The organism is Modestobacter italicus (genome assembly GCF_000306785.1).
GTDB lineage: Bacteria > Actinomycetota > Actinomycetes > Mycobacteriales > Geodermatophilaceae > Modestobacter > Modestobacter italicus.
Genome location: NC_017955.1, coordinates 4,251,226 through 4,271,231 on the forward strand (window position 1 = coordinate 4,251,226; position 20,006 = coordinate 4,271,231).

21 protein-coding genes are annotated in these 20,006 nt (G+C 74.6%); 9 read left to right on the top strand and 12 right to left on the bottom strand.

Annotated elements, in window-relative coordinates; all coding sequences use genetic code 11:
- The first annotated feature begins 47 nt into the window (after nucleotides 1-47).
- Nucleotides 48-1,451 carry an NAD(P)/FAD-dependent oxidoreductase gene (locus MODMU_RS20150; RefSeq protein WP_014742227.1) on the top strand — a complete coding sequence of 468 codons (1,404 nt, stop codon included), beginning with the start codon at nucleotides 48-50 and terminating at the stop codon, nucleotides 1,449-1,451.
- Between the two features lie 67 nt (nucleotides 1,452-1,518).
- Here the strand turns inward: MODMU_RS20150 and MODMU_RS20155 are convergent, their stop codons facing one another.
- The gene (locus tag MODMU_RS20155) at nucleotides 1,519-2,979 is read right to left on the bottom strand and encodes a benzaldehyde dehydrogenase (protein ID WP_014742228.1); all 1,461 of its coding nucleotides are present in this window, start codon (nucleotides 2,977-2,979) and stop codon (nucleotides 1,519-1,521) included.
- 158 nt (nucleotides 2,980-3,137) lie between these two features.
- Between MODMU_RS20155 and MODMU_RS27300 the strand changes: the two genes are divergently transcribed.
- Together MODMU_RS27300 and MODMU_RS20165 are read left to right on the top strand one after the other, a co-directional pair.
- Nucleotides 3,138-4,082, top strand: a complete 945-nt coding sequence (locus MODMU_RS27300; protein ID WP_014742229.1) for a GGDEF domain-containing protein — start codon at nucleotides 3,138-3,140, stop codon at nucleotides 4,080-4,082.
- 472 nt (nucleotides 4,083-4,554) lie between these two features.
- Nucleotides 4,555-4,965, top strand: coding sequence for a hypothetical protein (locus MODMU_RS20165; RefSeq protein WP_041795484.1), 411 nt, complete (start codon nucleotides 4,555-4,557; stop codon nucleotides 4,963-4,965).
- A gap of 60 nt (nucleotides 4,966-5,025) precedes the next feature.
- On the opposite strand, the gene MODMU_RS20170 is transcribed toward MODMU_RS20165, so the two are convergent.
- Nucleotides 5,026-5,835, bottom strand: coding sequence for an SDR family oxidoreductase (locus tag MODMU_RS20170; RefSeq protein ID WP_014742230.1), 810 nt, complete (start codon nucleotides 5,833-5,835; stop codon nucleotides 5,026-5,028).
- A gap of 9 nt (nucleotides 5,836-5,844) precedes the next feature.
- Nucleotides 5,845-6,840 carry a helix-turn-helix transcriptional regulator gene (locus MODMU_RS20175; RefSeq protein WP_014742231.1) on the bottom strand — a complete coding sequence of 332 codons (996 nt, stop codon included), beginning with the start codon at nucleotides 6,838-6,840 and terminating at the stop codon, nucleotides 5,845-5,847.
- A gap of 91 nt (nucleotides 6,841-6,931) precedes the next feature.
- Here MODMU_RS20175 and MODMU_RS20180 point away from each other — a divergent pair, with 91 nt between their 5' ends.
- Together MODMU_RS20180 and MODMU_RS20185 are read left to right on the top strand one after the other, a co-directional pair.
- Complete coding sequence (locus MODMU_RS20180; RefSeq protein ID WP_014742232.1) at nucleotides 6,932-7,456, top strand: DinB family protein; 525 nt, start codon at nucleotides 6,932-6,934, stop codon at nucleotides 7,454-7,456.
- Nucleotides 7,457-7,549: 93 nt separating this feature from the next.
- A complete protein-coding gene (locus MODMU_RS20185) occupies nucleotides 7,550-8,500 on the top strand; it encodes a S1C family serine protease (protein WP_014742233.1) in 951 nt (316 codons plus the stop codon).
- 3 nt (nucleotides 8,501-8,503) lie between these two features.
- Here the strand turns inward: MODMU_RS20185 and MODMU_RS20190 are convergent, their stop codons facing one another.
- Complete coding sequence (locus MODMU_RS20190; protein WP_041795485.1) at nucleotides 8,504-9,235, bottom strand: hypothetical protein; 732 nt, start codon at nucleotides 9,233-9,235, stop codon at nucleotides 8,504-8,506.
- Between the two features lie 109 nt (nucleotides 9,236-9,344).
- Nucleotides 9,345-9,935, bottom strand: coding sequence for a hypothetical protein (locus MODMU_RS20195; protein WP_014742235.1), 591 nt, complete (start codon nucleotides 9,933-9,935; stop codon nucleotides 9,345-9,347).
- A 76-nt stretch (nucleotides 9,936-10,011) separates the two neighbouring features.
- Between MODMU_RS20195 and MODMU_RS20200 the strand changes: the two genes are divergently transcribed.
- Nucleotides 10,012-10,401, top strand: coding sequence for a VOC family protein (locus tag MODMU_RS20200; protein ID WP_014742236.1), 390 nt, complete (start codon nucleotides 10,012-10,014; stop codon nucleotides 10,399-10,401).
- A 6-nt stretch (nucleotides 10,402-10,407) separates the two neighbouring features.
- Here MODMU_RS20200 and MODMU_RS20205 read toward each other — a convergent pair whose 3' ends face one another.
- The gene (locus MODMU_RS20205) at nucleotides 10,408-11,238 is read right to left on the bottom strand and encodes a DUF817 domain-containing protein (protein ID WP_014742237.1); all 831 of its coding nucleotides are present in this window, start codon (nucleotides 11,236-11,238) and stop codon (nucleotides 10,408-10,410) included.
- A 231-nt stretch (nucleotides 11,239-11,469) separates the two neighbouring features.
- On the opposite strand from MODMU_RS20205, the gene MODMU_RS20210 reads away from it, so the two are divergent.
- Complete coding sequence (locus MODMU_RS20210) at nucleotides 11,470-12,222, top strand: DUF4389 domain-containing protein (protein ID WP_014742238.1); 753 nt, start codon at nucleotides 11,470-11,472, stop codon at nucleotides 12,220-12,222.
- A 38-nt stretch (nucleotides 12,223-12,260) separates the two neighbouring features.
- Here MODMU_RS20210 and MODMU_RS20215 read toward each other — a convergent pair whose 3' ends face one another.
- The gene (locus MODMU_RS20215) at nucleotides 12,261-12,749 is read right to left on the bottom strand and encodes an SRPBCC family protein (protein ID WP_014742239.1); all 489 of its coding nucleotides are present in this window, start codon (nucleotides 12,747-12,749) and stop codon (nucleotides 12,261-12,263) included.
- A 116-nt stretch (nucleotides 12,750-12,865) separates the two neighbouring features.
- On the opposite strand from MODMU_RS20215, the gene MODMU_RS20220 reads away from it, so the two are divergent.
- Complete coding sequence (locus MODMU_RS20220; RefSeq protein ID WP_014742240.1) at nucleotides 12,866-13,354, top strand: winged helix-turn-helix transcriptional regulator; 489 nt, start codon at nucleotides 12,866-12,868, stop codon at nucleotides 13,352-13,354.
- Nucleotides 13,355-13,398: 44 nt separating this feature from the next.
- On the opposite strand, the gene MODMU_RS20225 is transcribed toward MODMU_RS20220, so the two are convergent.
- Nucleotides 13,399-14,154, bottom strand: a complete 756-nt coding sequence (locus MODMU_RS20225) for a B3/B4 domain-containing protein (protein ID WP_014742241.1) — start codon at nucleotides 14,152-14,154, stop codon at nucleotides 13,399-13,401.
- A gap of 64 nt (nucleotides 14,155-14,218) precedes the next feature.
- A complete protein-coding gene (arr, locus tag MODMU_RS20230) occupies nucleotides 14,219-14,629 on the bottom strand; it encodes an NAD(+)--rifampin ADP-ribosyltransferase (protein ID WP_014742242.1) in 411 nt (136 codons plus the stop codon).
- A gap of 251 nt (nucleotides 14,630-14,880) precedes the next feature.
- Between arr and MODMU_RS20235 the strand changes: the two genes are divergently transcribed.
- Nucleotides 14,881-15,213: a GYD domain-containing protein gene (locus MODMU_RS20235; RefSeq protein WP_014742243.1), complete on the top strand. Its 333-nt coding sequence runs from the start codon at nucleotides 14,881-14,883 to the stop codon at nucleotides 15,211-15,213.
- 211 nt (nucleotides 15,214-15,424) lie between these two features.
- Here MODMU_RS20235 and MODMU_RS20240 read toward each other — a convergent pair whose 3' ends face one another.
- The 3 genes from MODMU_RS20240 to MODMU_RS29175 form a co-directional block, all read right to left on the bottom strand.
- Nucleotides 15,425-18,319, bottom strand: a complete 2,895-nt coding sequence (locus MODMU_RS20240) for a vitamin B12-dependent ribonucleotide reductase (protein ID WP_014742244.1) — start codon at nucleotides 18,317-18,319, stop codon at nucleotides 15,425-15,427.
- Nucleotides 18,320-18,400: 81 nt separating this feature from the next.
- Complete coding sequence (gene nrdR / locus MODMU_RS20245; protein ID WP_331437088.1) at nucleotides 18,401-18,928, bottom strand: transcriptional regulator NrdR; 528 nt, start codon at nucleotides 18,926-18,928, stop codon at nucleotides 18,401-18,403.
- A 257-nt stretch (nucleotides 18,929-19,185) separates the two neighbouring features.
- Nucleotides 19,186-19,794: a LysM peptidoglycan-binding domain-containing protein gene (locus tag MODMU_RS29175; RefSeq protein WP_014742246.1), complete on the bottom strand. Its 609-nt coding sequence runs from the start codon at nucleotides 19,792-19,794 to the stop codon at nucleotides 19,186-19,188.
- Between the last annotated feature and the right edge of the window lie 212 nt (nucleotides 19,795-20,006).

Genomic DNA, 20,006 nt, shown 5'->3' on the forward strand with positions numbered 1-20,006 from the left:
AGCGCGGTGGGATGATGAGTCATCATGACGACATATCAGGAGGCACCGTGACCACCGCGACCCAGCCCACCGGACAGCGACCCCGGGTCGTCATCGTCGGGTCGGGGTTCGGCGGTCTCTTCGCCGCCCAGCGGCTCAAGAAGGCCCCTGTCGACGTCACGCTCATCGGCAAGACGACCCACCACCTCTTCCAGCCGCTGCTCTACCAGGTGGCCACCGGCATCCTCTCCGAGGGCGAGATCGCCCCGGCCACCCGGGAGATCCTCTCCCGGCAGGACAACGCGCGCGTCGTCCTCGGTGAGGTCACCGACATCGACCTCGCCGCCCGCACCGTCACCTCGGTCGTGCTCGGCCGCACCACGGTGCACGAGTACGACGAGCTGATCGTCGCCGCCGGCGCCGGGCAGTCCTACTTCGGCAACGACCAGTTCGCCGAGTACGCCCCCGGCATGAAGAGCATCGACGACGCCCTCGAGCTGCGCGGCCGGATCTTCGGCGCCTTCGAGCTGGCCGAGCTGGCCACCGACCCGGCCGAGATCGACCGCCTGCTGACCTTCGTCGTGGTCGGCGCCGGCCCGACCGGGGTGGAGATGGCCGGCCAGATCGCCGAGCTGGCCCGCCGCACGCTGCGCCGCGACTTCCGCAACATCGACCCGACCAGCGCCCGGGTGATCCTGCTCGACGCCGCGCCCAAGGTGCTGCCGCCGTTCGCCGACTCCCTCGGCCAGAACGCGCACAAGCGGCTCAACGAGATCGGCGTCGAGGTCCAGCTCGGCGCGATGGTCACCAACGTCGACGCCGACGGCATCGTGGTCAAGGACGGCGACGGGCACGAGCGCCGCATCCACTCCGCGACCAAGATCTGGGCCGCCGGCGTGCAGGCCAGTGCGCTGGGCAAGCTGCTCGGCGAACAGTCCGGCGCGGCGGTCGACCGGGCCGGCCGGGTCTCCGTGCAGCCCGACCTCACCCTCCCCGGGCACCCCGAGGTGCACGTCGTCGGCGACATGATCTCGCTGAACCGGCTCCCCGGCGTGGCCCAGGTGGCCATCCAGGGCGGGCGCTTCGCCGCGGACGCCGTCAAGGCCCGTGCCGCCGGCCGCCCGACCGCGCCGGAGTTCCACTACCACGACAAGGGCAGCATGGCGACGGTCGCGCGGTTCGCCGCGGTCGCCGACCTGGGCAAGCTCAAGTTCACCGGCTTCATCGCCTGGGTGATGTGGTTGGTCGTGCACATCTTCTACGTCGTGGGCTTCAAGAGCCGCTTCACCACCGCGCTCGGCTGGGCGGTCAGCTTCCTGGGCCGCGGCCGCGGGCAGCGCACGGCCACCCAGCAGCAGGTCTACGGCCGGCTGGCCCTGGAGGAGCTCGGCTCGTCCTTCGAGGTCTCCAAGACCGGCGGCCGCAAGGACGCCCTGGTGGCGGTCGACGCGACCGGGCGCGAGTCCGCCTGACCCAGCCCGTACGGCCGAGGCCCGGCCCCCCGCAGCACGCGGGGGCCGGGCCTCGGTCGTGCCGGGGTCAGAACGGGTAGCTCGGCAGGTCCCCGCGCAGCGTGACCCACTGGGTCTCGGTGAACGCCTCGATGTTGGCCTGCGGACCGCCGTGCCGGGAGCCGGTGCCCGAGGCGCCGACGCCGCCGAACGGGGCGACCGCCTCGTCGTTGACCGTCTGGTCGTTGATGTGCACCAGCCCGGCCGGGATGCGCTCGGCCAGCTGCAGCCCGGCGTAGACGTCGCGGGTCAGGATGCCCAGTGAGAGCCCGTACTCGGTGCCGGCGGCCAGCGCCGCGACCTCGTCGACCGAGGAGAACGGCGTCACCGGGGCGACCGGGCCGAAGATCTCCTGCTGGTAGGCGGGCGCGTCGACCGGCACGTCGCCGAGCACCGTCGGCCGGTAGAACAGCCCCTCGTAGGTGCCCCCGGTGCGCACGGTGGCGCCGGCCTCGACGCTGGCGGTGACCAGGCCGTGCACCCGGTCCCGCTGGCCGGCGTCGATGATCGGCCCGAGCGCGACCTGCTCCCGGAACGGGTCGCCCACCGGCAGGTGCTCCACCTTGCTGGCGAGCACCGCCGTGTACTCCTCGGCGATCGAGGCGTGCACCAGGTGCCGGGACGTCGCCATGCAGATCTGCCCGGAGTGGGCGAAGGTCCCCCACGCGCCGACCGACGCCGCCGCCGTGACGTCGACGTCGGGCATCACGATCAGCGCGGAGTTCCCGCCGAGCTCCAGGTGCGCCCGCTTGAGGTGCTGACCGGCCAGCGCACCCACCGCCCGGCCGGCCTTCGTGGAACCGGTGAACGCGATGACCCGGACCGCCGGGTCGACCACCAGCGCCTCGCCGACGTCGGCGCCGCCGGGCAGCACCTGGAACACCCCGGCCGGCACGCCGGCCTCCTCGAACACCCGGGCGAACACCGCGCCGCCGGAGATCGCCGTCCGCGGGTCGGGCTTGAGGACCACCGCGTTGCCCAGCGCCAGCGCCGGGGCGATGGCGCGGATCGCCAGGATCGTCGGCACGTTGAACGGGGCGATGACGCCGACGACCCCGGCCGGCACCCGGCGGGCGAAGGACAGCCGCGGCGACCCGGTGCGCAGCAGCTCACCGTAGGGGTGGCTGGGCAGCGCCGAGGCCTCGTAGCACTCCTGCGCGCTGGTGTGCACCTGGAAGTCGCCGAAGGGCAGGATCGACCCGGACTCCCGCGCCAGCCAGCCCTTGATCTCCTCGGCGTTGGCCGTGAGCAGGTCGCCGGCCCGGCGCAGGACGGCGGCGCGCTGCTCGAACGGCAGGGCCGCCCACGCCCGCTGCGCCTGCACCGCCCGCGCGCCGGCCTTCTCCACGTCGGCGGGGGTGGCCTGGCCGACCTCCCCCAGCTCGTCCCCGGTGGCCGGCTCGACCGCGGTGTAGGTGCCGCCGCTGCCGTCGGTCCAGGCCCCCGTCCAGACCTTGCCCCGCCATGCGCCGTCCTCGAGCAGTGCCATCTGTGCCCCTCGCCTCGTCCCTGTCCTGAGCTGCTCCGGCGACCCCGCCGGCCGGGGTCCAGGGTGCCAGGGGCCCGCAGCCGACCTCACCCGGACGGGTCGCCGCAGCCCCGCGCCGGGTCTCGCCGACCACCGGTCCGGCCGATCCTCCCGCTGACATGGACGAGGACACGACAGGCAGCAGGCTGCCGCCGCACGTGGGGCTGCTCGCGCTGCTGCACGGTGCCGGCGGGCTGCTCTGCGCGGTCGGCGCGCTGTGGCCGATGAGCCCGGACACCCCGGTGGGGCTCGCCTGGGTGCTGGCCGGGGTCGGCCTGACCGTGGCCGCGCTGCTGGTGACCGCCGGCGAGCGGTTGCCCGCACCGGCCCAGCAGGCCGCGCTGGCCCTGTTCTCGCTGCTGCTGGGCCTGCTCGCCGCCCGGTCGGCCACCGCCGAGGGGGTCATCGGCCTCGGGCCGGTGCTGCTGTGCACCGGCCTGTACGCGGCCCACTTCCTCCCCCTCCCAGCGGCGCGGGCGCAGGTGCTGCTCGCGGTCGGGGCGGCCACCGCCGGCGCGCTCGCCGCCCGCCCCTCGGGCTTCCTGCTGCCGTGGTCGATCGCCGTGATCACCGCGCTGGTGGTCACCGAGTCGCACGGCCGGCTGATCGGCCGGCTGCGCACCCAGGCCTCCGTCGACCCGCTCACCGGCGTGGCCAACCGGCGCGCCTGGGAGGCGGAGGCGACCCGCGACCTGGCCCGGGCGGCGCGCACCGGCGAGCCGCTGACCGTCGCGATCCTCGACCTCGACGGGTTCAAGGAGGTCAACGACCGCGACGGGCACGGCGCCGGCGACCGGCTGCTGCGCCAGGTCGCGACCGCCTGGCGGACCCGGCTGCGGACCTCGGACCTGCTGGGCCGGTACGGCGGGGACGAGTTCGTGCTCTGCCTGCCGGGCACGGACGCCCGCACCGCCGTCGACGTGCTGCAGCGCCTGGACGGCGGCCTGCCGGTCGGGTGGTCGGTCGGCACGGCGACCGCGGACCGCGGGGACTCGCTGACCGAGCTGCTGCAGCGCGCCGACGTCCGGCTGTACGAGGGCAAGCGCGCCCGCCGGAGCCGCTGACCGGCGCTCAGCGCCCCCCTGCCTCCAGGTCCGCCACCCGGGCGGCCGACCGGTCCCGGATCGCCGCGGCCGTCTCCGACCGGCGGACGGCGGCGTCCCGCCGCCGCTCGGTCTGCTGGGCGCGGGTGGCCGCCTCGGTGGCCTCCCGCTCGGCCCGGCGCAGCTCCTTCTCGAGCTCGTCGGCCCGCCGGCGCAGCTCCTCGCGCCGCTGCTGCGCCTCGGTGAGCTCCTGCTCGGCCGCCGCCGCCGTCGCCGCCGCATCGCGGGCGACCCCGGCGGCCTCCTCGGCATCGCGGCGGGCCTGCTCGAGCTCGCGCTGCCGGCGCTCCTCGGCCTCGCGGCGGCGCCGGTCCGCGCCGTCCTCCGCCGGCTCCTCCGGCTCCGCGGCGCGCCGGGGGCGGGCGCGGAGCGCACCGGCGTCGCCAGGGCACCGCTGAGGTCGACCGGCCCGAGGCCGCTGTAGGTCAGCGCGGTGGTCAGCCGGCCAGCGGCCAGCGCCTCCCCGGCGTCCGGGTCGACGACGGCCGCCCGCAGCGTGCTCTCCACCTGCTCGGCGACGGCGCTGCTGACGTCGTGGCCCTCCGCGTGGGCCAGCCCGCGGGCCTGCCTGGCCAGCGCGGCCACCACCTGGTTGCGCTGCTGGCCGAGCTGGCGGAGCTCGGGCCCGGACAGCGCCTGCTGGGCCTGGCGCAGCATCTCGCCGACCTCGCGGAGCTGGCTGACCTCCTCGGGCCGGCGGCGGACGAGCAGGTTGCAGACCCAGGCCGCGGTCGTCGGCTTGGGCAGCGCGGCGACCGCCTTGGCCAGCTCCTTGTCCTGCCCCTTGGCCCGGTCGCGGGCGGCGGTGCGGGCCGCGACGAACTCCTCGGGCGGGACGCCGTAGAGCTCCTCGGCGACCTCGTCCAGCGCGTCGTCGTCCACCGCTGCTCCTCCTCGCCGCCGGTCAGGGACGGCGCCAGTCGTCGGCGGTCATGTGCGAGCCGGCCGTCGGCCCCATCTGCAGCATGCCGCCGTCGACCGCCCAGGAGGCCCCGGTGACGTAGGCCGCGGCCGGTGAGGCGAGGAAGGCGACCACCGCGGCGACCTCCCGGGCGTCGCCGGGGCGGCCGAGCGGGACGCCCGGGCGGTGCTTCCCCGGCGCGGTCGGGTTCTCGTCCTCCTGCCCGGTCATCGGGGTGGCGATCTCGCCGGGGGCGACGGCGTTGACCGTGATGCCGTGCTCGGCGAGCTCCAGGGCGGCCACCCGGGTGAGCAGGCCGAGCCCGCCCTTGGCGGCGCAGTAGGCGGCCGCCCCCACCCGCGGCTGGTGCTCGTGGACGCTGGTGATGTTGACGATCCGGCCGCCGCGCCCGGCGGCGACCATCCGCCGCGCCGCGCGCTGCAGGCACAGGAAGGCGCCGTCGAGGTCGGTGGCGAGCACGGTGCGCCAGGTGTCGTAGCCGGTGTCGAGCAGGGCGGTGCTGTGCCCGGTCCCGGCGCAGTTGACCAGCACGTCCAGGCCGCCGAGCGCCTCGGCCAGCTCGTCGACGACGTCCGCGGCGTCCGGCAGCCGGGTGAGGTCGAGGTGGCGCACCTCGGCGCGGCGGCCGGTGCGGCGGACCTCCTCGGCGGTCGCCTGCGCGGCGGCCTCCTCCTGGTACCAGGTGACGCCGACGTCGCAGCCGGCCTCGGCGAGGGCGACGGCGGTGGCCCGGCCGATGCCGGACTCGGAGCCGGTGACGACGGCGGTGCTTGGCTGGGGGCTCTCGGTCATGGCCCGCCGCTACCCCACCGGGTCCGGCCGGAAGCCCGCGGCGTCGCGGGTGAGCGCCCGGGCGAAGCGCTGCGACCACTCCCCCAGCCGCTCGCGCAGCTCGTCCGGGGCGACCACGGTGAACTCCGCCCGCACGGCGCCGAGCACCAGCACCGGCCAGTCCAGCGAGTCGGTGTCCATCCGCAGCCGGCAGCGGTCCGGGCCCTCGTCGGAGACCTGCGCCCAGCGGCCCACCCGGTCCCGCACCACCGCCGCCGGCGCCTCGACCACCGCCTCCACCGCGCGGCTCACCCGGAACTGGTCCAGGCCGGCGCGGACGAAGGCGGCGGCGTCCGCGGCGGGCAGCGGCCGGGGCGCGAACCGGGCCCCGGTGCCGGCCACGCCGGTCATCCGGTCCAGCCGGAAGCTCCGCCAGTCCCCGCGGGCGGGGTCGTAGGCGACCAGGTACCAGCGCCGGCCGAGCGGCACCAGGCGGTGCGGTTCGACCAGCCGGGCACCCGCCTCCCCGGACGCCCGGGTGTAGGCGAACTCCAGCCGCCGGGTCTCCCGGCACGCCTGCGCCACCTCCACGAGCGCCTGCGGGTCGACCTCCGGCCCGCCGTCGGACCACGGCGGCGCCGGCACCGTGACGGCCCGCAGCGCGTCCACCCGGCGGCGCAGCCGGGCGGGGAGCACCGGCACCACCTTGGTCAGCGCCCGCACCGAGGGCTCGGCCATCCCGGCGACCACCCCGGCCGCCGCTGCCTGCAGGCCGACGACGAGCGCCACCGCCTCGTCGTCGTCGAGCACCAGCGGCGGCAGCGCGGCCCCGGCGGCCAGCCGGTAGCCGCCCTCGACCCCGGGCCGGGCCTCCACCGGGTAGCCGAGCTCGCGCAGCCGCTCGACGTCGCGGCGCAGCGTGCGGAGCGAGACGTCCAGCCGGCCGGCGAGGTCGGCGCCGGCCCAGTCCCGGCGTCCCTGGAGCAGGGTGAGCAACCGGAGGGCGCGGGACGTCGGATCGGTCATGGCACGAGAGTCTCCCGGATCGCGGCCAGGATCTGGCACCGATGGCCCCTAGCGTCGTCCGTACGAGTTCGAACCGACGAGAGGCAGACCGATGACCACGACCGAGGCCACCACCACCGCCACCGGCGAGCGGGCCGACCTGCTCGACGCACTGGGCAGCCACCGCTGGTTTCTGACCCGCACCGTCCAGGGGCTGACCGAGGAGCAGGCCCGGCTCCGGCCGACCGCCAGCGAGTTGACGCTCGGCGGGCTGGTCAAGCACGTCACCGCCACCGAGAAGATGTGGGCCGAGTTCGCCGTCGCCGGCCCCGCGACGTTCCCCACCTTCGACGAGTCGACGGCCGCCGACTGGGCCGCGGAGTTCGTGATGCTGCCGACCGAGACCCTGGGCGGGCTGCTGGCCGCGTACGCCGAGGTGGCGGAGCGCACCGACGAGCTGGTGCGCACCCTGGACCTCGACGTGACGCACCCGCTGCCCGAGGCGCCGTGGTTCACCCCGGGCGCCACCCGCTCGGCCCGCCGGGTGTTCCTGCACGTGATCGCCGAGACCGCCCAGCACGCCGGGCACGCGGACATCCTGCGGGAGTCGATCGACGGCCAGAAGACGATGGGCTGACCGCTGTTCGCTCCTGGCGTGACCGGCAGGACCCCACCACGCCACCATCGGGCGTCTACTGATCACACGTAAGTGAGTAATCAGGGGGCACGGATGGGCCTGGCGGACGAGCACGACACCGAGCCGGCGCTGGACGCCTACTCGCGGGTGGTGACCACGGTGGCCGCGGAGATGGCGCCGCACGTGGCCGCGCTGGAGGTGAGCGGGCCCGGCGGCCGGGGCGGCGCGGGCTCCGGCGTCGTCGTCAGCGACGACGGGCTGCTGCTGACCAACGCGCACGTCGTCGCCCGGTCCACCGGCGGGCGGGCGGTGTTCAGCGACGGCTCGGAGGCACCGGTCGAGGTCGTGGGCGCGGACCCGCTGTCGGACCTGGCCGTGGTCCGCGCCCGCGGCGCCACTCCCCCACCGGCGGTGCTCGGCGACGCCGCCACGCTGCAGGTCGGTCAGCTGGTGGTCGCGGTGGGCAACCCGTTCGGGCTGGCCGGCTCGGTCACCGCTGGGGTGGTGAGCGCGCTGGGCCGCTCGCTGCCCACCCGCGACGGGCGCACGGCCCGGGTGGTCGAGGACGTCATCCAGACCGACGCCGCGCTGAACCCGGGCAACTCCGGCGGCGCCCTGGCCGACGCCCGCGGCCGGGTCGTCGGGATCAACACCGCGGTGGCCGGCTGGGGTCTGGGCCTGGCCGTGCCGGTCAACGACACCAGCCGGCGGATCGTGGAGACGCTGCTGCGCGACGGCCGGGTGCGGCGGGCCTACCTGGGGCTGGTCAGCAGCCCGGTGCCGCTGCCGGCCGACCTCGCGGCGCGGACCGGCCAGCGGCGCGGGCTGCAGGTGCTCGACGTGATCGCCGGCTCCCCGGCCGACCGGGCCGGGCTCAAGCCCGGCGACCTGGTGCTGGAGGCCGGCCGGGCGCCGGTGGCCTCGGCGCAGAGCCTGCAGCGGCTGCTGTTCGCCGAGGCGATCGGCGAGCCGCTGCCGGTGACCGTCGTCCGGCACGGGGCCATGGTCGACGTCATCACCGTCCCGAGCGAGCTCACCGGCTGACCGTCAGCCCAGCGGCACGCAGAGCGCGTCCGGGTCGTCGGGGCACACCTCACCCTGGGTCACCGCGCCCACCGACAGCGGCTGCTCGACGTCGGCGTCGGTCCGCAGCCGGAGGTCGGAGATGCGCGCCTGCAGCGTCCGCAGGACGTCGTCGCGGCCCTGCGGGGTCGCCGCGGTGACCGCCCGGTCGAGCACGACGTACCCGGTCACCCGGGGCGTGCCGCGCGCGTGGAAGGAGTCGGTCGTCGGCAGCAGCGGGGCGTCCGGGCAGTAGGTCTCGTCCGCCGTGGCCGGTTCGAAGAAGACCCCGATCGGACCGGTGCCGGCCGGGGTCCCCGGTCCCGGGGTCACCGTCAGGTGCGCTGCGAGACCGCCGGCGAGCGGAGACGACGTCTCGAAGGTGAGCACGACCGGCACCGTCTGCACCGCCGTGGTGTCCAGCCCGCAGTCGTCGGCCAGCTGCGGGATCGACGGCCCGATCCCGGTCCGCACCCGGTCGACCGAGACGGTCAGCGACCCGGCGGCACGACCCCCGGTGAGGGTGGCGGCCGCCAGCGGGACCGGGTACCGGACCGGCGGCGCCGCCGGGGCGACGGTGCCGTCCGCGCTGCTCACGGGAGGCACCGGGGCCGCCTCGGGGTGGGCCACCGCGTCGAGGAAGCCGCACCCGGAGGTGGACAGGACAGCGGCGACGAGGGCCGCGACGCCGGTGCTGCGCCGCCCTGGTCGACGCACGCGGGCAGACGGCACCGGGCTCCTCGGGACGAGTTGTGGGCCGAGAGCGTCCCATTCCCCGGCCACGGGCGGAAGAGGCGCGGCATGGTCCCGCCGTGCCACGGTCGGGTCAGGTGCTCAGCGCGCTCCGCGCCGTCGCGGCGGGCAGCAGGGTGAACCGCCAGGCCGGTGGCGGACGCCGGCCGTGCAGCACCACCCGGCAGGCGCCGAGGTCGGCGACGCCGGCGAACCCCTCGGCGCGCTGGTGCAGCCAGAGCAGGAACGGGTGGCCGTCGACGTCCATGGTGGTGCGCGGCCAGCTGCGGACGTCGTCCAGCCGGGCAGCGACGGTCCGGCCGGTCACCCCGGCCTGCTGGGTCCAGCGCAGCGTGTCCTCGGCCGACGCGGCGTGCGGGATCAGCTTGAGCAGCATGCTGGTCACCGCCGTCTCGGCGACGCCGCGCAGGCTGCCGTCGACGGTCCAGCCGCCGTCCGCGTCGGGGCGGCACCCGCGCCGGGCGATGGTGCGCACCGACCAGGCCGGTGGCGCGTCCGGCGGGGTGCCCGGCGGCGGGACGGGGCCGACGCTGACGTCCTCCCACCAGGAGGGTGCGCCCGGCGCGGCGGTGCCGCGGGCGGCGGCGAGCAGGGAGAGGGACCGGGGAGGCACGCCCGCCGGCACCAGCACCGGCATGTCCAGGCCGGCCAGCGAGATCGTCATCGAGGATGATCTACACCCACCGGGCGCCCGCCGTCGAGGTCCCGGCGCAGACCGGCCGGCGCTACGGTCGCGCGCCATGGGACCCCTGGCGCTGTTCGAGGTCACGCTGGACTGCCCGGAGCCCCGGGCGCTGGCCGAGTTCTACCGCCGGGCGCTCGGCTGGGCCTACGCGCCGGGCCACGAGCAGGACGACCCGGACGGCGACGAGTGGCTGGTGCTGCTCCCGCCGGGCGGCGGCACCCGGCTGGCCTTCCAGCGCTCCCCCGCGGCCGTGCCGCCCTGGCGCACCGGCGCCCGGGTGCACCTGGACGTCGCCGTCCCGGACCTGGCCGCGGGGCACGCGCACCTGCTGGCCTGCGGTGCCCGGGCGCTGACCGGGTCGCCGGCGGAGGAGGGCCACCCCGAGGACCTGTTCCGGGTCTACGCCGACCCGGTGGGCCACCCGTTCTGCGCCACCCAGGTCTGAGCCGGCTCAGCGCGCCGGCGCCCGCTCCCGCTCGGCCGGCCGCGGCGGTGCGTCGTAGGCACGCTGGACGGTGAGGTCGCCGGCGTCCCCGTAGAGCCGGCCCTCACGGGACTTCACCCCGGCCACCAGCACGATGCTCACCACGACGAGCAGCGACCACGAGCCGAGCTTGGCCGCGTGCACCAGCGTCCACACCGACTCCTGCGACGGGTACTGCCAGGCGCGCAGCCAGGTGGCGGCGTTCTCGGCGACCCACAGGAAGAAGCCGATCAGGCCGAAGGACAGCGCGAGCGGCATCGCGTAGCGACGGCGGCCGACGGTGAAGTGCACCCAGGTGCGCCGGGTGACGACCAGCAGCGCGAGGGCCAGCGGCAGCCGCACGTCCCAGGTGACGTGCGAGGTGAAGAAGTTCAGGTAGACCAGGCCGGCCACCCCGGCCGTCGCACGCGGCCGGTAGCCGGTGATGCGCAGGTCGAACCGGCGCCAGGCCTGGCAGACGTAGCTGCCGACAGCGGCGTACATGAACCCGCTGTACAGCGGGACGCCGCCGATCGCCGCGTGCCCGGTGTCGGGGTAGGACCAGGAGCCCTGCCGGACCTTGAACAGCTCGAGGGCCAGCCCGACCAGGTGGAAGCCGAAGATGACGGCGACCTCCCGGCCGGTCTCCCAGCCCACGAGCCACAGCCCCAGCGTCACCGCCAGGCACCAGGCCAGCAGCGCGTCGGCCGGGTCGACCGGGAGCGGCAGGACCCGGACGAGCGCCAGGCCGAGGAAGAAGAGGACGGCGAACAGGCAGCACTGCGCCTCGAGCCAGGCGAACCGGAGCAGCTGACGCACGCGCCGAGGCTAGGGGACGGCGGCCCCCGCGCCCGGCAGGCCCGACCGCACGTCAGGATCACGGGGCGCACGGCCCCCTTGACGCCCCCGGGCACCGGGAGAAGCGTCGTCCTCCGCGAGGACATCCGTCCTGGCGCGGGGGTCCCGGGACGCTGGACGGGGACGCCGCCCCGGGTCGACTCCCCGCTCTCCGTCCGCCCCGGTGCGGACCTCGGCCTCGAGGAGGCCGGAGTGACCGAGAACCGAAGCCCCTACCCCGTCCGTGTGGACGCCGTGCTGGACCCCGCGACCTCGCGGTGGCTGTGGCTGGTCAAGTGGCTGCTGCTGATCCCGCACGCCATCGTGCTGTTCTTCCTCTGGCTCGGCTTCTTCGTGCTCAGCGTGGTCGCGTTCTTCGCGATCCTGGTGACCGGTCGCTACCCCCGGGACCTGTTCGACTTCAACGTCGGGGTGCTGCGCTGGACCTGGCGGGTGCACTACTACGGCTACGGAGCGCTGGGCACCGACCGCTACCCGCCGTTCACCCTCGCCGAGGTGCCCGACTACCCGGCGCACCTCGACGTCCCCTACCCCGAGCGGTTGTCCCGGGGGCTCGTCCTGGTCAAGTCGTGGCTGCTGGCCATCCCGCACTACCTCGTCCTCGCCGTCTTCATCGGCGGTGGGTGGTGGCTGGGCACCGGCGGTGCCGACGGGTGGGACGACAGCTGGACCGCCGGCGGGGGCCTGGTCGGGCTGCTGGTGCTGATCGCCGCCATCGTGCTGCTGATCACCGGCCGCTACCCCCGGCCGCTGTACGACTTCGTGATGGGCATGGACCGGTGGGTGCTCCGGGTCGCCGCCTACGCGGGGCTGATGACCGACCGCTACCCACCGTTCCGGCTCGACCTGGGCGGTGACGACCCGGGCGGGACGCCGGCCGTCCCGGTCCCGCCGGCTCCTCGCGGGACGCCGGTGACCCCGCCGCCGGTCGGCGCCCCGGGCTGAACTCCGGGGCGGCGCCGGTCCCGGCGCCGCCCCGGGTGTCAGCTGAACGCAGCGCCCGTCTGGGCCGCCGCCAGCGCCTCCGGGCCCTCGAAGGAGTTCGGCCGGCCGGCCCCGGCGGCGATGAGGGTGCGGAGGCTGCCGGTGACGTACTCGCCCCAGGCGCGGGAGCAGACCTGGTAGCACTCGGCCTGCGGGTACAGCCCCTCGTGGGTGAAGCGGACCTCGGTCGACCCGTCGCGCTCGGTGATGTCGAAGACGACGGTCGTCCCGGTCCACTCCTCCTTGTCCGCCGGGAAGCTCAGCCAGCTGTCGGTCACCAGCCAGGCCACCCGGCGGCCCGGCTCGAGCTCGGTGATCCGGAACTCCGACCAGTGGATGTCCGGGACGGTGTAGCTGAAGACGGCGCCCAGCTCGTCGGTCGGGCCGGTGATGGTCCCCGACCACCAGGCGCGGACGTCGGTGATCGCGGCGAAGGCCTGCTCCGGGGTCTGCTCGACGGTGAAGGTGTAGCTGAGGCTGGTGTCCATGGGAGGTGCACCTCTCGTCCGTGCCGTCCGGTTCGCTCGCCGGTCCGACATGCCTGCTTTCATGATGCAAGTCACGCTACGGGCAGGAGCTAGCGTGAAGCAAGTACTCTGCTCGCATGCTCGGGAAGACGTACGACCGCGAGGTGTGCTCGATGGCCCGCGCCCTGGAGGTGGTGGGCGAGCGGTGGAGCCTGCTGATCGTCCGGGACGCGCTGTTCGCCGGCGTGACCCGGTTCAGCGACTTCCAGCGCGGCCTGGGCATCGCGCCCAACGTGCTGGCGGCCAGGCTCGACGCCTTCGTCACCGCGGGGCTGATGGAGCGCCGGCGGTACGCCGACCAGCCCGAGCAGTTCGACTACGTGCTGACGCCGATGGGCCGCGACCTGTCCACCTCGATCGTCGCGCTCACGCAGTGGGGCGACCGGTGGGCCGGGACCGGCGAGCCGCCGATCCTCTACACCCACGCGGGGTGCGGCGGCGCGGTCGAGTCGCGGAGCGTCTGCACGACGTGCGGGACGCACGACCCGGACGACGTGCAGGCCCGCCCCGGCCCCGGGATGCCCGCGGGCTACGTGGAGGCCCGCCGCCGCGGCCGCACCGCCTGACCGTCGGGGCCATGTTGGCCAACATGGCCCCGAGCGGACGCCGGTCAGCTCCTCTTCGGGCGGTCGGCGGCGCCGATCTGCCGGCGGTGGACGACGGCGTCCCGGCTGAGCGCGAGCAGGCCGTCGGTGAGGGCGTCGGCCGCGGCCTGCACCTCCTCATCGGTCAGCGGGTCGAGGGCGTCGAGGATGAAGACGGCGCTGCTGGTGTCGGTGGTGATCCGGGTGCGGACGCCCTGCCGCCAGTTCCAGCGACGGCAGGTGACGCCGAGCTGGTCGCGCCAGACGACCTCACCGGGTTCGGGGTGCTCGACGGCGGGCTCGCCGGCGGCGGTGGTGTCGAAGGGCTCGTCGCCGGCGGCGCGGACCAGCCGGGGCGGCCCGGCGTAGGCGGCGCGGTCCTCCCCGCCCAGCGGGAGCAGGTGCGCGATGGACACGGCGTTGTAGACGTCGGTGATCCGGTCGATGCGCGGCAGCCCGCCGGGCTCGAGGCGGCGCAGGAGGGCCTCGACGCTGGGCCGGGTGCGCTGCGGCTTGGCACCGAACGCGCGGTAGGCCTCCCGCCAGGCGGCCGGGTGCGGCAGCTGCTCCGGCCTCCGACCGTCGAGCAGCCGGCGGGCGGTGGCCTCCGCGGCGGTGAGGACGCGCTCGCTGACCTCGTCGCTGGGCCCGCCACGGAGGCCGTCGCCGGTCACTAGCAGCGCTCGGTAGTCCGGCTGCAGCTCGAACACCGCCGCATCGACGCTCGCCGCGGCCAACCACGCCTCCGCGTCGGGGTGCGGTCGTCCGTCCTGGTGGGTCATCTGCGGCCTCCGCCTCGGAAGATGAGCGTCCCCGACCGTCCAGCCGGCGGCCGCGTGCGGCCCCTCAGTTGATGATCTCGCCGCGCTCGTCGGCACGGAGCGCCGACAGCCGGTCCCGCCACACCTGCAGCGCCTCGGGCGTCAGCCGCGTCCAGTCGGTGACCTCACCGATGACCCTGAGCGGGGCGCTGCTGCGGTAGGACCGGGTGGGGTTGCCCGGGAACTTCCTGTCGGTCACGTTGGGGTCGTCCTCGAACGCTCCCGTGGGCACGACCGCGTAGACGCGCGGGAGGCCGTCACCGACCGCGAGTTCTGCAGCGAGGCCGGCTCCGTCACGCAGCGCGGTGAAGTAGATGTGGTTCATCACCACATCAGGGCGGTAGTTCGACCGGAACCCCGGTGTCAGGAGGTCGCCGGCCGGCAGATCGGCCTTCGTACCGTGGAAGAACGGTCCCTCGTCCGACGGGTGGCTCATCGCGGGAAGGCGGTCCTCTCGGGGGTGAACGGGCCCATCGCCGCGGCGATGCTGCCCCCATCCTGACGATCGAACCAGGCCACGACGACCTCCGGTCCCCGACGGCTCGCGCACGACAGCGGACGGCGCTCAGGGAGTTGCACCGCGTCCCGGCCGGCAGCGCGCCACGGAAGGCGCGCCGGCGGGCCGGCCGCCCGGCCGCACCCGCTGCTGGACTCGGTGCCTCCACGACCCACGACGAGGTGGTCCCGATGCCCAGGTTCGTCATCTTCTTCGCCTACACCCCGGAGACCTGGGGCCGCATGGTCGAGCAGCCCGGTGACCGCACGGCCGCCGTGCGCGCGTCGGCGGAGGCCGTCGGCGCCCGGCTGGAGGCCCTGTACTGGATGCTCGGTGAGGCGGACGGCATGGTGGTCCTGGAGGCGCCGGACGCCCAGACTGCGGCCGCGGTCACGCTCACCTCGGCGAGCACGGGCACGGTCCGCAGCCTGGGCACCCACCAGCTGTTCGACCAGGACGAGCTGCAGTCCGTCCTGGCCAGGGTGCGTGCCGGGCGCGCCGCCTTCCAGGCGCCCGGCACCTGACCGCCGCCGGTCAGCCCGCGCGCGGCGAGCCGGCGGCTCGCCGAAGCAGCCGGTCGGAGCGCACAGAGCCGCCCCGGCCTTCGGAGGGGTCGGGGCGGCTCTGTGTGCGTCGTGCCTGCGGTGTGTGCCGCCGACCCCCGCGAGGGAGGTCAGCGGGAGCCCGCCGGGCCACCAGCCGAGGATCCGGCCGGCGCCCCGGCGGGCGCTGCTGTCAGCTGCAGCCGCTGGTGGAGCCGCAGCCCTCGCAGACGTAGCAGCTGCCGGCCGGCCGCATCTTCGTGCCGCAGGTCATGCACAGCGGCGCGTCGGTGGCCGTTCCGGTGACCAGCTCGAGCAGCTCGGCCGAGGAGTGGGCCTCCTTGACCGACTTCGGGCCGGCCGGGGTCACCTTCTCCTCCACCTTGGCCGTCTCGATCGGGGCCGAACCCCGCAGCTGCACCAGGTCGACGTCCTCGTCCTCCGCAACCGTGGGGGTCGAGGCCGAGGAGCCGTAGGAGCCGGAGACCTGCGCAGCCCGCTCCTCGGCGTTCAGGATGCCGAGGCCCGCCCGGGTCTCGACCGGCAGGTGGTCCAGCGCCAGGCGACGGAAGATGTAGTCCATCACCGACTGGGCGATCCGGATGTCCGGGTCGTCGGTCATGCCGGCCGGCTCGAACCGCATGTTGGTGAACTTCTGGATGTAGGTCTCCAGCGGCACACCGTGCTGCAGCGCCAGGGAGATCCCGATCGAGAAGGCGTCCATCACACCGGCCAGGGTCGAGCCCTGCTTGCCCAGCTTGAGGAAGACCTCACCCAGGCTGCCGTCCTCGTACATGCCGGCGGTCATGTAGCCCTCGGCGCCGGCGACGCTGAAGGACGTGGTGACGCTGGTCCGCTTCTTCGGCAGCCGCTTGCGCACGGGGTGGGCGAGCGCGGTGGTCGGCGCGACCTCGGCCACGACCTCGGCCTTGGTGCCGTCGTTCTTGCCCTTGCCACCGGACAGCGGCTGGCCGACCTTGCAGTTGTCGCGGTAGATGGCCAGGGCCTTGATGCCCATCTTCCAGCCCTGGAAGTAGATGTCCGCGACCTCCTCGACGGTCGCCGACTCCGGCATGTTGACCGTCTTGCTGATCGCACCGGAGATGAACGGCTGGACCGCCGCCATCATCCGGACGTGGCCCATCGGCGAGATGGACCGCTCGCCCATCGCGCAGTCGAAGACCTCGTAGTGCTCGGGACGCAGGGTCGGGGCGTCGACGACGTGCCCGTGCTCGGCGATGTACTCGACGATCGCCTCGACCTGCTCGTCCTGGTAGCCCAGGCTCTTCAGCGCCCGCGGGACCGTCTGGTTGACGATCTGCATCGAGCCGCCGCCGACCAGCTTCTTGAACTTGACCAGCGAGAAGTCCGGCTCGATGCCGGTCGTGTCGCAGTCCATCATGAAGCCGATGGTGCCGGTGGGGGCCAGCACGGAGGCCTGCGCGTTGCGCCAGCCGTTCTCCGCACCGATGGCCAGGCACTCCTGCCACTCGGCGGTCGCGGCCTTGAGGACGTCGGCGTCGTCGGCGCCGACCGGGCGGATCGCGTCGTTCGCCGCGGCGTGCTTGCGCATGACCCGGGCGTGGGCGTCGGCGTTGCGGGCGAACCCGTCGTAGGCGCCGACGACGCCGGCCAGCTCGGCCGAGCGGCGGTAGGCGGTGCCGGTCATCAGCGAGGTGATCGCCGCGGCCAGCGACTGGCCGCCCCGCGAGTCGTAGGCGTGGCCGGTGGCCATCAGCATCGCGCCGAGGTTGGCGTAGCCGATGCCCAGCTGGCGGTAGGCGCGGGTGGTCTCCCCGATCGGGTCGGTCGGGAAGTCGGCGAAGCAGATCGAGATGTCCATCGCGGTGATGATCAGCTCGACGGACTTCACGAAGGTCTTCGAGTCGAACGTGCCGTCGTCCTTGAGGAACTTCATGAGGTTCAGCGACGCCAGGTTGCACGAGCTGTTGTCCAGGCTCATGTACTCCGAGCACGGGTTCGAGGCGTTGATCCGGCCCGTCTCCGGGTTGGTGTGCCAGTCGTTGATCGTGTCGTCGTACTGGATGCCCGGGTCGGCGCACTCCCAGGCCGCCTGGGTGACCTTGCCGAACAGCTCACGGGCGTCGACGGTCTCGATCACCGAGCCGTCGGAGCGGGCGCGCAGCCCGAAGTCGGTGCCGTTCTCGACCGCACGCATGAACTCGTCGTTGACCCGGACCGAGTTGTTCGCGTTCTGGTACTGGACGCTGGTGATGTCCCGGCCGCCGAGGTCCATGTCGTACCCGGCGTCGCGCAGCGCGCGGATCTTGTCCTCCTCGCGCGCCTTGGTCTCGATGAACTCCTCGATGTCGGGGTGGTCGATGTCGAGGACGACCATCTTGGCCGCGCGGCGGGTGGCGCCACCGGACTTGATGGTGCCGGCCGAGGCGTCGGCACCGCGCATGAAGGAGACCGGACCGGAGGCGGTGCCACCGGAGGACAGCAGCTCCTTGGAGGAGCGGATGCGGGAGAGGTTGAGGCCGGCGCCCGAGCCGCCCTTGAAGATCAGCCCCTCCTCGCGGTACCAGTTCAGGATCGAGTCCATGGTGTCGTCGACGGCCAGGATGAAGCAGGCGCTGACCTGCTGCGGCGAGGCGGTGCCGACGTTGAACCAGACCGGGGAGTTGAAGCTGAACACCTGGTGCAGCAGCATCCAGGTCAGCTCGTGCTCGAAGACCTCGGCGTCGCCCTCGGAGGCGAAGTAGTCGTGCTCACGGCCGGCCGCGCCGTAGGTGAGGACGACGCGGTCGATGAGCTGGCGGAGGCTGGTCTCCCGCTGGGGGCTGCCGACCGCGCCGCGGAAGTACTTGGTGGTGACGATGTTGGTGGCGTTGATGCTCCACTCGGACGGGAACTCGACGCCGCGCTGCTCGAAGTTGATCGAGCCGTCACGCCAGTTGGTCATGACGACGTCGCGGCGCTCCCAGACGACCTCGTCGTAGGGGTGCACCCCTGCCGTGGTGAAGACGCGCTTGACCTTGAGGCCCTTCCCGCGGGTCGTGGCCTTGCCGCTCCCGCCGGTGCGACGGTTCCGGCTGGGCGAGAGGCGATCGGCTGTCTCGGTCAAGGCGTGCTCCCTGGTCTGGCGTTCGGGCGTGCGGGTGGCGGCTGACGGACGTCGTCGGAAGCCGGTGGTGCGGAGTGCGGGCTAGCTGGGTGGAACGGGCCCGGCGTCGTCGCCGGGTGCGCCCTCGCCGGGTGGGCCCCCGGCGGTGGACGCGGGACGCAGCCGCTTGAGCTCGGCGATCTCCTTCTCGAAGTCGGCCGCCGAGCTGAAGGACCGGTAGACGCTGGCGAAGCGCAGGTAGGCGACCTCGTCGAGGTAGCGCAGCGGCCCGAGGATGGCGAGGCCCACCTCGTTGCTGGGCACCTCGGCCGAGCCGGTGGCGCGCACCGCGTCCTCGACCTTGGCGGCGAGGACGGCCAGCTGCCCCTCGTCGACCGGGCGGCCCTGGCAGGCCCGGCGGACGCCGGCGATGACCTTGTTGCGGTCGAACGGCTCGCTGACGCCGCTGCGCTTGACGACCGCCAGCACGGGCTCCTCCACGGTCGTGAACCGCCGACCGCAGACCGGGCAGGACCGGCGACGGCGTGTCGTCGCGCCCTCGTCGGTCTCGCGTGAGTCGATGACCCGGCTGTCTGGGCTGTGGCAGAACGGGCAACGCACCGGGGGCACCTCCTCGTCGATCGGCGGCCCGTGGAGGGCGACCGCCCGACGCTCCCTGTGGACCGACCGGGGGACATCCGGTGGATGTCCTGGGGTTGACCTGGGGAAGCGCCTGTGGACTGACTTACATCTCTGTCACTACAAGATGTTGGGGTGAGGTTAACCCCGCACCACTACAGGTACAACCTCTGGGCCCCGGCGCGTCTTCCCCCGTCGCGTGCGCCCCGCCCGTCCCACGCGCCTGACCGGCCCGTTCCGACCCGGCGTCACGGCAGCTGCAGCACCGCACCCGGCAGCAGGTCGACGTCCCGGAGCCCGTTGAGGTCGACGATGGCGTCGACCACGGCCCGCGCGTCCTCCTCGGGGGCCACCTGCCGGGCCAGCGACCAGAGCGTGTCGCCCGGCTGCACCACGACGGTCGAGGACCCGGCCAGCTCCAGCCCACCCCGCTCGGCGTTGAGCTGGACGGTGACCACGGTGGCCGCGGCGATGGACAACCCCACCGCGATCGACAGCCCGGCGACCACCCGGCGGCCCCGCTCGGTGAGCCGGACCGGGATGAACTCGTCGGGCGCCGGCCGCCACCCGGCGACCGCGCGCGCCGGCGCCGCGCGGCGCTCCCCGCCCTCGACCGCGCAGCCCCCGCGGACCGGGCGCCCGGACGCCGGCGCACCGGCCCACGCCGGCCGGGCCCCCGGTCGGGCCGGGTCCCGCCGGGAGGTCGCCGGCGCGGCCGCCCGGGGGCCGCGCCCGGCCGGCACGCCGCAGCGCGCGGCCGCCGGCGGGACGGCGACCGGCCGGGAGGCGAGGCGCTCGGCCGGGAACTCGGACAGCGGCGCGACGGGGGGAGGGACACGGCGCTGGGGGCTGGTCACGAGGGCGCTCCTGGGGTCAGACGGTGCCGGGCGGCGGGACGGGCCGTGCGACCGACCAGGCGTGGAGCACTGCCCTCGAACGCCTGTTCGATTCGAACGTCTGTGCGATGTCTACCGCATCCCACCGACAAGTCCAGCCCCTGACACCGACTTCTTCGAACAGGTGTTTGAACTACACGGGTGTGACCCGCTACCGTTCACCTGCGATCGAG